This window comes from Streptomyces parvus (assembly GCF_032121415.1).
GTDB lineage: Bacteria > Actinomycetota > Actinomycetes > Streptomycetales > Streptomycetaceae > Streptomyces > Streptomyces globisporus_A.
The window spans coordinates 4583346-4595578 of sequence record NZ_CP135079.1 but is presented as its reverse complement, the minus strand read 5'-3'; the positions used below and the strand labels follow the sequence as shown (position 1 = coordinate 4595578).

The following is a 12233-nucleotide window of genomic DNA, read 5'->3' as shown; positions in this document are numbered from 1 at the left end:
CCATGAGCACCTCGACCACCACGACCGAGAAGGCCGCGCGGCCCGCGAAGGCGGGGGGCGCACCGCCCCCCGCCCCCGCGGGCGGCAGCCGCCGCAAGCGGACGCCGGGCGTGCAGAACGCGGCGGGCTGGCTGTTCTCCACGCCGTTCCTCGTCCTGTTCGCCGTCTTCATGGCGTTCCCGATCCTCGCCACACTGGCGATGAGCTTCACCGACTTCGGGCTGCGCAACGTGACGCGCCCTTGGGAGGCGGAGTTCATCGGATTCGAGAACTACGTCGAGCTGTTCGGCGACGAGAAGTTCCTCAAGTCCCTCCTCAACACGGGGTACTTCGTGGTCGTCGGCGTACCGCTGACGGTCGGGATCGGGCTGGTCGTCGCCGTCCTGCTGAACAACGGCATCGACCGCGCGCGGACCTTCTTCCGGGTCGGCTTCTACGCCCCGGTGGTCACCACCATCGTCGCGGTGGCGGTCGTCTGGCGGTTCGTGCTCGACCCGAGCGACGGGCTGATCGCCGGCCTCTTCTCCGAAGTGGGCTGGACGGCACCGGACTTCCTCGGTTCCGAGACGCTGGCGATGCCGTCGCTGATCGTCATGGCCGTCTGGCGGAACGTCGGCACCGTGATGGTGCTGTTCATCGCGGGCCTCCAGGCGATCCCCACCGAGGTGCGGGAGGCGGCGAAGCTGGACGGTGCGAGCGTCTGGCACGAGTTCCGGTCCATCACGATCCCGCTGCTGCGCCCGACGGTCCTCTACGCGACGGTGATCACGACGATCGGCTACCTCAACGTGTTCGAGGAGCCGTTCGTGATGACCCAGGGCGGCCCGTCCGACTCGACCCTCACGGTCTCGCTGAACATGTACCGCGAAGGGTTCAACTTCTTCCACATGGGCTACGCGAGCGCCATGGCATACGTCCTGTTCGTGGTGATCATGGGCATCACGGTGCTCCAGCTCCGACTGCTGAAGGACAACACGAAATGAGCGCCACCAGCAACGTCCCGGTCAAGGGCCTGGGCAAGGGGCCTCTCGGCAGGCGGAGCATCACCCGCCCCCTGGTCTACGTCCTGCTCTCGCTCGGCCTGCTGGCCATGTCGGCGCCCTTCCTCTGGATGGGGATCTCCGCCTTCAAGACCCAGAGCGAGCTGTCGGCCAGCCCGCCGGTGTGGATCCCCACCGAGTGGACGCTGACCAACTTCCGGCAGCTGCTCGACAAGCTGGACCTGCCGCTGTACTTCATGAACTCGGTGATCGTGGCGGCCTTGGTGACCGTCTCGAACCTGGTCTTCTGCTCGATGCTCGGCTACGCCCTGGCGAAGCTGAACTTCGTCGGCCGCAACAAGGTCTTCGGCCTGGTGCTCGGTGCGCTGATGGTGCCCGGCAACCTGATGCTGCTGCCGCTGTTCGTGCTGATGAGCAAGTTGCAACTGATCGACAGTTACGCCGGCCTCGTGCTGCCGTTCGCCGCCGGGGCCTTCGGCGTCTTCCTGATGCGCCAGTTCATGCAGTCGATCCCGGACGAGCTGCTGGAGGCGGCCCGGATGGACGGCGCGAGCGAGTGGTACATCTTCTGGCGGATCGTGATGCCGCTGGTGAAGCCCGCCCTCGCGACGCTGTCGATCTTCACGTTCCTGGGCTCCTGGAACAACTTCGTCTGGCCGCTGATCGCGACCAACGACCCCGACAAGTACACGCTTCCCGTGGCCCTGGCGACCTTCGCCACCGACCCCAACAAGGCGGGCGGCTCCAACGGGATGCTGATGGCCGGGGCCTTCCTGATCGTGCTGCCGGTGCTGGTCGTCTTCATCGCGCTGCAACGGCACTTCACCCAGGGCATCGCCACGGCGGGGATGAAGTAGCGCTCCCGCCGAGGCACTCCACGTAACCGGGACCGCGCCCCACCCCGCAACACCCCGGCGCGGCCACACCCCACACCACCACCAGAAAGACATGTCGCGATGACGAACACCCCTGCCCCGAACCCGGCCCGGCCCACGACGTCCGTCCCGTTCCCCGAGGGCTTCCTCTGGGGCGCGTCCACGGCCGCCCACCAGATCGAGGGCAACAACACCGACTGCGACTGGTGGGTCAAGGAGCACGCCGCCGGCACCCACATCGCGGAGCCGAGCCTGGACGCCTGCGACAGCTACCACCGCTGGCCCGAGGACATGGACCTGCTCGCCTCGCTCGGCTTCACCGACTACCGGTTCTCCATCGAGTGGGCCCGCATCGAGCCGGTCGAGGGCCACTTCTCGCGCGCCCAGCTCGCGCACTACCGGCGGATGGTGGAGGGCGCGATCGAGCGCGGCCTGCGCCCGATGGTGACGCTGCACCACTTCACCGTGCCGCAGTGGTTCGAGGCGCGCGGCGGCTGGACGGCCGAGGGGGCGGTGGAGCTGTTCGCCCGGTACGTGGCGGCCTGCGCCCCGGTGATCTCCGAGGGCGTCCTGCACGTCTGCACGATCAACGAGCCGAACATGATCGCCGTGATGGCGGGCCAGGCCAAGCGCGGCGACAACAGCTTCCCGCCCGCCGGCCTGCCCACCCCCGACGACGAGACGACCGAGGCCGTCATCGCCGCCCACCACGCGGCGGTGAAGGAGGTCCGTGCCCTGGACGCGGGCATCCAGGTCGGCTGGACCATCGCCAACCAGGTCTACCAGGCCCTGCCCGGCGCGGAGGACGTCACCGCCGCCTACCGCCACCCGCGCGAGGACGTCTTCATCGAGGCGGCGCGCGGCGACGACTGGATCGGTGTGCAGTCCTACACCCGTACGCGGATCGGCCCCGACGGACCGATCCCGGCGGCCGACGACGTCGAGCGGACGCTGACCACGTGGGAGTACTACCCGGGCGCGGTCGGCGAGGCGCTGCGCCACACGGCCGAGGTGGTCGGGGACGTACCGCTGATCGTCACGGAGAACGGCATCGCGACCGCCGACGACAGCCGCCGCGTCGACTACTACACGGGCGCGCTCAACGAGGTGGCCTCGGCGCTGGAGGACGGCCTCGACATCCGGGGATACCTGGCGTGGAGCGCGCTGGACAACTACGAGTGGGGTACGTACAAGGCCACGTTCGGCCTGATCGCGATCGACTGGGAGACCTTCGAGCGCACCCCGCGCGACTCGGCGAAATGGCTGGGCTCCCTGGGCCGCACGCGTGAACTCCCGCGCACGGCAGCGTGATTCCGGCGTCTCCCGACACCCGGGGGGCGCCCATCGACGGGGAGCCGCCTGACGGCTCCCTCCGGCCCGGGAGCCGGCGGAACCTGACGACCGCCGGCTCCCGCGCCGCCCGCACGAGCACTGTTCCCCTCTCCCCCTTCTGCCACCAGGAGTTGGACCGATGGACCGTCGCACGTTTCTCACCGCCGCGGGGACCGGGGCCGCGGCCCTGTCACTCGGAGCGGTGACAGCCCCCGCACCAGCAGCAGCCTCCCCCGCCGACCCGCGTCTCCTTCGGACCTGGTTCCGCGACACGTACCGCTCCATCGAGGCCATGACGACCGACTTCGGCCTGGTCACCGACAAGATCGACCTCAGGGGCGCGGGAGCCCCCGTCCAGTCCCGCCAGACCTCACCGACCAACATCGGCTGCGGCCTGTGGTCGACGGTGGCCGCCGCGGGCCTCGGGATGATCCGCGAGAGCACGATGGTCCGCGCCCTGACCCGTGCGGTCACGGCGGTGGAGAATCTGGAACGCCACCACGGCTTCTGGCTCAACTGGTATGACGCACACGACGGTTCGGTACTCACCCAATGGCCCGGAACGGGCGACCCGGTACGCCCGTTCCTCTCCTCGGTGGACAACGCGTGGCTGGTGACGGGCCTGCGGATCGCCGCCGATGCGGCCCCGACGCTGCGCCCGCGCATCGACCGCGTCCTGGCCGCGGCGGACTGGTCGTACTTCTACACGCCGTACGACCCGGCCGACCCGGTGGCCGGCCCCGGCCAGCTCCGGGGCGGGGTCTGGACGGACACGGACGAGCCGACCCCGCACCACTACGGCGCGCTCAACACCGAGCCGCGCATGGCGAGTTACCTGGGTATAGCCGACGGCTCGCTCCCCGGCGACCACTACTGGCACCTGCTGCGCACGATGCTGCCGGAGCACGAGCAGGAGCAGAGGCCCGGCGGCGGCCACGTCACGGTCGACGGCGTACGCGTATGGAACGGCCACTACACCCACCGCGGCCGGAAGGTGGTCCCCACCTGGGGCGGCTCCATGTTCGAGGCGCTGATGGTGCCGCTCTTCGTGCCGGAGCCGGAGTGGTCGCCGCGCGCCTGGGGCGTGACCCACCAGCGTTACGTACGCGGTCAGATCGACCACGGCCTGCGGGAGGCCCGGTACGGCTACTGGGGCTTCTCCCCCGCCAACGTCCCCGAGGACGGCTACCAGGAGTACGGGGTCGACGCGCTGGGCATGCAGGTGGACGGCTACGCCTCCAACACGGACCGCACCCACACCACGGACGGCGAACCGCTCCCGCCCCCCTCGGCGTTCACCAACGGAGTCGTCACCCCGCACGCCTCCTTCCTGGCCCTGCCGTACGCCCACCGGGAAGCGGTGGCCAACCTCCGTTGCCTGGAGCGCGACTTCGGCGCGTACGAGGACGGCCTCGGCTTCCGCGACTCGGTGAACGTGTCCACGGGCCGGGTCAGCGACTTCATGCTCGCGCTCGACCAGGGCATGATCGTCGCAGCACTGGCCCAGGAGCTGCGTCCGGGCCTGCTGCAACGCCCGTTCCGCACGGGGGGCTTCCGGAGCCGGGTGCGGCCGCTGCTGGAGCGGGAGCGGTTCTCGATCTGAGGCCGACGGCACTCGGAGGGGACCGGTCCCGCCTACCGCACCGCTCCCTCCTCCAGCATGCGCCGCTGGTGCTCGCGCCCGACCGTCTCGTAACCGATCACGGTCACGAAGGGCGCGAGCATCACCACGATCAGGCACACAGCCAAGGGCGCGCCCGTCACGGCCAGCAGGCAGGCTGCCAGCAGGACCGCCAGGGTCAGGCCGATCAGGAGCAGGTGGAAGTGGTCCGCCGCCGAGAGCAGCAGCGTGTGCAGCAGGTAGACGACCACGAGGTAGAGGACGACCGGGAGGGCCAGGGCGAGGACGGCGGTCGTCTCGGAGATCTCCGCGTGGTGTTCCAGGTAGAGCCCCGCCACGTGCAGACCGGCCCCGGCTCCGGCGACGCCGATGAAGAGGGGGATGTGGCCGTAGCCGAAGAGGTAGCCGCGGTTGCGGCGGCGCTCCAGGAGCTCACCGAAGGGGGTCGTGAAGTAGACCCACCACATGCCGAAGGTCAGGCCGACCCCCGCGACCACGACGGCGATCGCGTTCCCGGTCCAGGCCGTGCCGTCGGCCCCGCCGAGCAGTTCGCCGGATGAGGCGACCGTGCCGACCACGCTCTCCCCGAGCACGATGATCGCGAACAGGCTGTACCGCTCGGCCATGTGGTGAGGGTGCCAGGGTGTTCCGCCCGCCGCGCCCTGGGCGAAGACCGGCAGGGCCAGTTCCAGCGCGCCGAGAACGACGAACGCGGCGAACACGACGTAGACCGGCAGGCCGACGAAGGCCAGGACGACCCACCCGACCTGGGCGATCACCGTCCAGCGGATGTTGGCCAGGCACACGCCCCGGAATTCGGGGGCCTCCCGAGCGGCACGGGCCCACTGGAACACCATCGCGATCCGCATCACGACGTACCCCGCGACCATGGCGCGCAGTTCGAGGTGGCCGCCCTCGTCGACCGAGTGGAACATCGCCGGGAGGCCGAGCGAGAAGACGACCACCCCGACCATCTGGACCATCGTCAGGACCCGGTAGAGCCAGTCGTCGGTGGCGAAGGCCGAGGCGAACCAGCTGAAGCTGATCCAGGCGACGCTGATCGCGAACATCGCCATGACGAACGCGGTGACCGCGTGCGCCATGTGTCCCTCGGCCAGCATCTCGGCGAACTGCGACGACGCCGTTCCCACCGCGACGACGAAGGTCAGGTCGAACAGCAGCTCCAGCGGTGAGGAGGCCCGCCCCTCCTCCTCGGGGTCACGGCCGGTCATCGGGACGAGCCGACGCCGCGGCGGTCCGGATCCACCGGGCCTGCCGCTCGTGCCGCTCATATCGCTTTCGGGGTGTTCTGACATGCGTGCCATCATTCCGACGCGGCGCCGCCGCGACGGGGAATCACACGCCGTCGCGTGGCGTGAGGTGGGGGTACTCCCCCGCGAGCACGGCGTCCACCGCCGCGAGCGTCGGATCGGCGATGTCCCAGTCGTGGGCCGAGGGGTGGCCGGCGTACAACCCGCACGCGTCCTCGCCCCGAGGGTGGGTCGCGCCGCACCAGTCCAGCTCGGCCAGGGTCGCCCGCGCGCCCCTCCAGCGGGCCCCAGACGGCGGTGCGGTTCGCGTCGTCGTCCCACAACGCCATCGCGTGGTCGCCGCCGTGGCCGGCGGCCAGCTCGCAGAGGAGGTGTCCGGCTTCCGGGCGGCTGCCGCCGGGAGCGGCGAGGCGGAGCACGAATTCCGGGGGCGGCAGCAGGGTCACGGCGGTGCACTGGTTCATGGGGGCGGGAATCCTCCGGTCGCCGTCAGGGCGTGTCGGTGTCGGGTACGTCGGGGGTTTCGGGTCGGCCCGGGGCGCCGGAGGTGTCGGGTGTGCCGGGGGCGTCGTCCTCGGAGACGAGTCGCCGGACCTCGCGGTGGACGTGCGCGGCGATGAGGTCGCCGAGCGGGTCGGTCACGGAGAACGCGTGCGGCCCGGGGTGGTGGTCGAAGTACGCGCACGTGGTCACCGTGCGGGTCGCGAACTCGCGGAGCACTGCGGGGCACAGGCGCAACGTGTCGAGCCGGTGGACGCGGTGGGCGCCGGTCCCGGACCAGAGGAGCCACAGGTCCTGGTCGTCCGGGGTGTCCGCCGTCCACAGGTGCGCGGCGTGTTCGGCCGTTTCGCCGTGGTCGCCCAGCTCGCACAGGACGAAGTCCTCCGGCTCCACGGCATCGGGCGGATGCGCGGGACCGCCCTCCATGGTGGCGAGCGCCAGAAGCGTTTCGGTGTAGGGGACCTGGGTCACGGCGGTGCATTGCAGCACGAGGTCAGGCTCCTTCCGCACGGGGCGGGTGCGGGTGGTCCGCCGAGGCCTGCGCCGCCCACCCCCACAGATCCACGGGCCACGCGCCGAGGGTGACGCGCAGCCCCACGAAGGGGTCGACCACGGTGAGCAGGGCGGGGAGCCCGGATTCCAGGGTGCTCAGGGCGTGGTCCTGGCTGCTGTCGTCGCCCGCCCACGTCCGGAGCGCCTCGGGGGCGTCGGAGCCGTGGAAGGTGACCGGCCGGACGTCCCCGGCCCCGGGCCACGGGGCGGGCGAGGGCAGATTCCACCCGTGCCCGTCCGCCAGCCGCAGTGCCTGCCGCCGGAGCCAGCGAAGGACGAGCCGGCGGTTCGGCAGGGCGGCCCCGCCGAGCCGGAGTGCCTGGCCGCCGGCTTTCGCCGTGACGGCCGCGACGTAGTCCGCGCTCCTCACGCGGCCCGCGCCCGGCCCGGCCGCCCTCACAGCACTTCTCCCCGGCTGCGGGCGTTGAGCCGCGCGGTACGGGCCCGAAGCTGCTCCATGAGCAACGCCGGCCGCACGTGACGCGGTTCGGCCTCCCACTCGCGTCCTCCGCCGACCGGCCGGAGGGACCAGTACGGCCCGGCGACGCCCTGGAACTCCCCCACGCGGTCACCACGACTGGTGTCCGCGAGGAGGGTCCCGGGGGCTGGGACGCGTGGGGGTGGCTCCGTATTCGTGCTGACGTTCTCGCCGTACACCGATCGCTCCTCTCCGTAGTCGTACGACTACCGGGGCGACTCAGAGTGGCCTAGCGTGGATACGTCTTCAACGTTTCGGAACTGGGGGATACGTTGGTCAACCGCAAGGAAGTGAACCCGGACGGGGGCCCGGAGGCGGCCTACGGAGCACGTCTGCGTAGGGAGCGAGAGGCTCGGGGCTGGAAACAGGACGACCTCGGCGGGCGCATCGGCTACACGGGACGGCACGTCTCCGGTGTGGAACTGTGTCACAAGTCCCCAACTCGCAAGTTCTCGATCGCCGTTGATGTGGCGATGAATTTCACGGGAACCGCTGACTCGTTCGAGCGCGAGTGGCGCAAGATCAAGCACGGGGTGCTGTTGCAGGGCTTCCCGGAGTACGTGGCGCTGGAGGGCCGGGCGGCGGAGATCCGGCTGTTCGAGGTCGGCGTCATCCCGGGACTGCTGCAGACCCGGGAGTACGCGGAGGCGCTGGCGCGCGGGGCGGTCGACCGGGGCGTCATGGCCCCCGAACAGGCCGATCAGCGCGTCTCGTTACTCATGGAGCGCCAGGGCGCGCTGTTACGCACCGTCCCGCCGATGCTGATCGCGGTGCTGGACGAGAGCTGTATCCGCCGCCTGATCGGCAGTCCTGCCGTGATGGCCGCCCAGTTGCGGTATCTGGTCGACTTCGCCGCGCAGTCCCACACCATGCTCCAGATCGCCCCGTTCGGCGTCGGCGAGCAGCGGCCCTTCGATCGACTGGTGAATCTGCTGACGCTCCAGGACCGGTCCGTGGTCTCCTACGTCGAGTCCGAGACGCAGGGCCATCTGGACCGTGAACTCAGCTCTGTCATCCCGATGGTGAGGGCCTACCATCAGTTGCAGGCCGTTTCTCTGTCGCAGACAGATACCGTGGACATGATCCACCAGCATCGAAAGGGCACCCCGTGACGACCGAATCCACGACCCCGAAGTGGGTCAAGTCCTCCTACAGCAACAGCGGTTCGTGCGTCGAGTGGGCCCCGCGTACCGCGTCCGCCACCGGCATCGTGCCCGTACGCGACTCGAAGAACCCGGGCGGCCCGGCCCTGGCCCTCACCGCTGACGCGTTCACCTCCTTCGTGGCGGGACTCAAGGCAGGCGGCTTCGACACCACCGCCTGACCCGCCGCCGCTGCCACAGCTCCGGCTACGCCCCACCGTGCCCCGCGCGGTGGGGCGTTCCGCTGTCCGGGTCGGGCCCGCGGCCCGCCGCGGCAACGCCGCCGACAGCGGGCGGGAGGGTGACGGCCGGGATGCCGCGGACGCGCACCACATCCCCTGACCAGCCCAGCACGGCCTACACTCCCGATGTGACAGCCATGGAGCCGGTGATCCGCCCGGCGGCCCCTGCCGACCTGGGCGCCGTGGCCGAGATCTACACGCACTACGTCCACCACACCGTGGTCACCTTCGAGGAGAACCCTCCACCGGTGGCCGCCTGGCGTCGGCGCCTCGACGATCTCGCAGCCCAGAACCTGCCCTTCCTGGTCGCCGAAGTGGCCGGTGAGGTCGTCGGCTACGCGTACGCGGCCCCTTGGCGCCCCAAGCCCGCCTATCGGAACACCGTGGAGAACTCGATCTACCTCGCCCCCGGCCGGACGGGCCGAGGTCTCGGCGGGGCGCTGCTGAAAGCCCTGCTGACCGCCTGCGCCGGGACGCACGTGCGCCAGATGATCGCCGTCATCGCCGACGCGGGCACCGACACCTCCGCCGCGCTGCACCGCCGTCTCGGCTTCACCGACGCGGGCCGGCTGGCCGCCGTCGGCCACAAGCACGGCCGATGGATCGACACCCTGCTGATGCAACGGGCAGTGGGCGACCCGACGACGGATGCCGCAGACCTGAATCGGTGACCCCGCGAAGGGCGGGGACTGTACGTGGCCCCCTAGGCAGCCCAGCACGCCTGCCCGCCCCGGCCTTCAGCGGGCCCGACGCCCGACCCGGGCACGGCCCACCGCACGGGTCCGCCCCCTTGGCAGCATGTTGACATGACCTTGACACCCATCGCCCCGGGCCCGAGGCTCGGAAGCCCCCTGCGGACCGTTGACGACAATGAGGTGTCACCCCCATGCGATCACGCCCCATCGGACTTTTCCTCTCCGCCCTCGCCGGCGCGGCCCTGGCGTTCGGCGGCACCACCGCCTCGGCGAGCCCGTCCGCCGCCCCGGCCCCCGGTGCCGCGTCGGCCGGCGACGTCGGTACGGCCGACGCCTGTTACACCTGGAGCGGAACCCTCCGGGAAGGCTCCAGCGGTGAAGCGGTACGCCAGCTCCAGATCCGGGTCGCGGGCTACCCCGGCACCGGCAACCAGATCGCCATCGACGGAGCCTTCGGCCCGGCCACGAAGGCGGCCGTCACGCGCTTCCAGGCCGCGTACGGGCTCGCCGCCGACGGCATCGCGGGCCCCGCGACCTTCAGCAAGATCTACCAGCTTCAGGACGACGACTGCACCCCGGTCAACTTCACCTACGCCGAGCTGAACCGCTGCAACTCCGACTGGTCCGGGGGCAAGGTCAGCGCCGCCACCGCCCGCGCCAACGCCCTGGTCACCATGTGGAAGCTCCAGGCCATGCGGCACGCCATGGGGGACCGGCCCATCACCGTCAACGGCGGTTTCCGCAGCGTGTCCTGCAACAGCGCCGTCGGCGGCGCCGCCAACAGCCGCCACATGTACGGCCACGCGGCGGACCTCGGCGCGGGCTCCCAGGGCTTCTGCGCCCTCGCCCAGGCGGCCCGCAACCACGGCTTCACCGAGATCCTCGGCCCGGGCTACCCGGGCCACAACGACCACACCCACGTCGCCGGGGGCAGCGGCCGCTTCTGGTCCGCGCCCAGCTGCGGCATCTGACGCCGCGGCGCTCTCCTGACGTGCGGGTGCCTCCGGTCGGCGGACCGGAGGCACCCGTGCTCGTACCGGAGGCACCAGCCGTACGCGCGGGGCGAGGCGGCGCAGAACGCCGGACCGGACGTCAGCGCACCAGCCGGACCAGCTTGTGGTTGGCGAACTCCTCCATGCCGAACCGGCCCAGCTCCCGGCCGAAACCCGATCGCTTGACCCCGCCGAACGGCAGCTCCGGCGCGGTGCCGGACGGGGCGCCGACGAACACCATGCCGGTCTGAAGGCGCTGGGCCACCCGCTCGGCCTGGGCGTCGTCGTCGGTCTGGACCGAGGCGCTGAGACCGTAGGGCGAGTTGTTGGCGAAGTCGACGGCCTCCTCCTCGGAGCCCACCTTGAACAGCAGGGCCACCGGTCCGAACAGCTCTTCCTTGTAGGCCCGCATGTCGGGGGTGATGCCCGCGAGCACGGTGGGCTCGTACCAGGCGCCGGGGCGGTCGATGCGCTTGCCGCCGGCCAGCACCGTGGCCCCCTTGGAGATCGCGTCCTGGACCTGCTCGTCCAGGGTTTCGAGCGCCTTCTCCGACGAGAGGGGCCCCATGAAGGTGCCGGGGTCGGTGGGGTCGCCGACGGTGATGGACCGGACCGCCTCGGTGAAGGCGGTCGAGAAGCCGTCGTAGTGCTCGTCCAGGGCGATGATGCGCTTGGCGGCGTTGCAGGCCTGGCCCGCGTTGCCCATCCGGCCGATCAGCGCGTTCTTCACCACCTTCTCCATGTTCGACGCGCCGAGGATCAGATACGGGTCGGAGCCGCCCAGCTCCAGCACGACCTTCTTCAGGTTGCGGCCCGCGATCTCCGCGACGGCCGCGCCCGCCCGCTCCGAGCCCGTCAGCGAGACGCCGTGGATCCGGTCGTCACCGATCAGCGTCTCGATCTGCTCGTTGGTGGCGAAGATGTTGACGTACGCCCCCTTCGGCAGGCCCGCGTCCAGGAACAGCCGCTCCATCGCCAGCGCCGACTCCGGGCACTGCGGGGCGTGCTTGAGCAGGACCGCGTTGCCCAGCATCAGGTTCGGCGCGGCGAACCGGGCCACCTGGTAGTACGGGAAGTTCCACGGCATGATCCCCAACAGGGTGCCGACCGCCTCCTTCCGGACGACGGCCCGGCCGCCGGAGGCGACGTCCAGCTCCTCCGACTCCAGGAAGCCCTCGCCCCGATCGGCGTAGTAGCGGTAGATGGACACGACGGTGCGGAGCTCCCCGAGGGCCTGCTTGACCGGCTTGCCCATCTCGCGGGTGATGATGGCGGCGAGCTGGTCCTTGCGCTCCTCGTAGAGGTCCGCGACCCGCCGCAGCACTTCGGCCCGCTCCGCCGCCGGGCGGGCGGCCCAGGCGCGCTGCGCGTCGTCGGCCAGGGCGAGCGCGTCGCGCAGCTCGCCGTCGGTGGCGGTGGGGTACTCCTGTTCCGTCTCACCGGTGGCGGGGTTGACGACTCGGTACGTACTCATGACTTCCTTCCGTGGAGAGCTCCCGGACGAGGTCCGGCGGGACGGAAACGGCCGCAG

Annotated in this window: 13 protein-coding genes and 1 pseudogene; 8 read left to right on the top strand and 6 right to left on the bottom strand. The window is 70.9% G+C overall.

The window, feature by feature from the left end:
* The first annotated feature begins 2 nt into the window (after positions 1–2).
* The 4 genes from RNL97_RS21875 (at position 3) to RNL97_RS21860 (ending at position 4811) form a co-directional block, all read left to right on the top strand.
* Positions 3–983, top strand: coding sequence for a carbohydrate ABC transporter permease (locus RNL97_RS21875; RefSeq protein WP_030576546.1), 981 nt, complete (start codon positions 3–5; stop codon positions 981–983).
* Complete coding sequence (locus RNL97_RS21870; protein ID WP_243315011.1) at positions 980–1858, top strand: carbohydrate ABC transporter permease; 879 nt, start codon at positions 980–982, stop codon at positions 1856–1858. Before RNL97_RS21875 ends, RNL97_RS21870 begins: the two co-directional genes overlap by 4 nt.
* 99 nt (positions 1859–1957) lie before the next feature.
* Complete coding sequence (locus tag RNL97_RS21865; RefSeq protein ID WP_243315009.1) at positions 1958–3187, top strand: glycoside hydrolase family 1 protein; 1230 nt, start codon at positions 1958–1960, stop codon at positions 3185–3187.
* Between the two features lie 160 nt (positions 3188–3347).
* Positions 3348–4811: a glucoamylase family protein gene (locus RNL97_RS21860; protein ID WP_030576537.1), complete on the top strand. Its 1464-nt coding sequence runs from the start codon at positions 3348–3350 to the stop codon at positions 4809–4811.
* Positions 4812–4843: 32 nt separating this feature from the next.
* On the opposite strand, the gene RNL97_RS21855 is transcribed toward RNL97_RS21860, so the two are convergent.
* The 5 genes and pseudogenes from RNL97_RS21855 to RNL97_RS21835 all read right to left on the bottom strand — a co-directional run bounded on the left by RNL97_RS21855 (position 4844) and on the right by RNL97_RS21835 (position 7810).
* Positions 4844–6121 carry a low temperature requirement protein A gene (locus tag RNL97_RS21855; RefSeq protein WP_030576534.1) on the bottom strand — a complete coding sequence of 426 codons (1278 nt, stop codon included), beginning with the start codon at positions 6119–6121 and terminating at the stop codon, positions 4844–4846.
* 64 nt (positions 6122–6185) lie between these two features.
* Positions 6186–6564 (bottom strand): annotated as a pseudogene (locus tag RNL97_RS21850) (hypothetical protein).
* A 25-nt stretch (positions 6565–6589) separates the two neighbouring features.
* A complete protein-coding gene (locus RNL97_RS21845; RefSeq protein ID WP_050499927.1) occupies positions 6590–7090 on the bottom strand; it encodes a hypothetical protein in 501 nt (166 codons plus the stop codon).
* Positions 7091–7094: 4 nt separating this feature from the next.
* Positions 7095–7523 (bottom strand): hypothetical protein, encoded by a 429-nt coding sequence (locus RNL97_RS21840; protein WP_243315007.1) that lies wholly within the window; start codon positions 7521–7523, stop codon positions 7095–7097.
* Positions 7524–7549: 26 nt separating this feature from the next.
* Positions 7550–7810, bottom strand: coding sequence for a hypothetical protein (locus tag RNL97_RS21835; protein ID WP_030576524.1), 261 nt, complete (start codon positions 7808–7810; stop codon positions 7550–7552).
* Between the two features lie 93 nt (positions 7811–7903).
* Between RNL97_RS21835 and RNL97_RS21830 the strand changes: the two genes are divergently transcribed.
* The 4 genes from RNL97_RS21830 to RNL97_RS21815 all read left to right on the top strand — a co-directional run bounded on the left by RNL97_RS21830 (position 7904) and on the right by RNL97_RS21815 (position 10681).
* Positions 7904–8743, top strand: a complete 840-nt coding sequence (locus tag RNL97_RS21830) for a DUF5753 domain-containing protein (protein ID WP_313751093.1) — start codon at positions 7904–7906, stop codon at positions 8741–8743.
* The gene (locus tag RNL97_RS21825; RefSeq protein WP_030576520.1) at positions 8740–8955 is read left to right on the top strand and encodes a DUF397 domain-containing protein; all 216 of its coding nucleotides are present in this window, start codon (positions 8740–8742) and stop codon (positions 8953–8955) included. Before RNL97_RS21830 ends, RNL97_RS21825 begins: the two co-directional genes overlap by 4 nt.
* A gap of 197 nt (positions 8956–9152) precedes the next feature.
* Positions 9153–9686 carry a GNAT family N-acetyltransferase gene (locus RNL97_RS21820; RefSeq protein WP_106978378.1) on the top strand — a complete coding sequence of 178 codons (534 nt, stop codon included), beginning with the start codon at positions 9153–9155 and terminating at the stop codon, positions 9684–9686.
* A gap of 215 nt (positions 9687–9901) precedes the next feature.
* On the top strand, positions 9902–10681 hold the full coding sequence (locus tag RNL97_RS21815) for a D-Ala-D-Ala carboxypeptidase family metallohydrolase (RefSeq protein WP_030576516.1): 780 nt from the start codon (positions 9902–9904) through the stop codon (positions 10679–10681).
* A 121-nt stretch (positions 10682–10802) separates the two neighbouring features.
* Here RNL97_RS21815 and RNL97_RS21810 read toward each other — a convergent pair whose 3' ends face one another.
* Positions 10803–12176 carry an NAD-dependent succinate-semialdehyde dehydrogenase gene (locus RNL97_RS21810; protein ID WP_030576513.1) on the bottom strand — a complete coding sequence of 458 codons (1374 nt, stop codon included), beginning with the start codon at positions 12174–12176 and terminating at the stop codon, positions 10803–10805.
* Positions 12177–12233 lie beyond the last annotated feature (57 nt).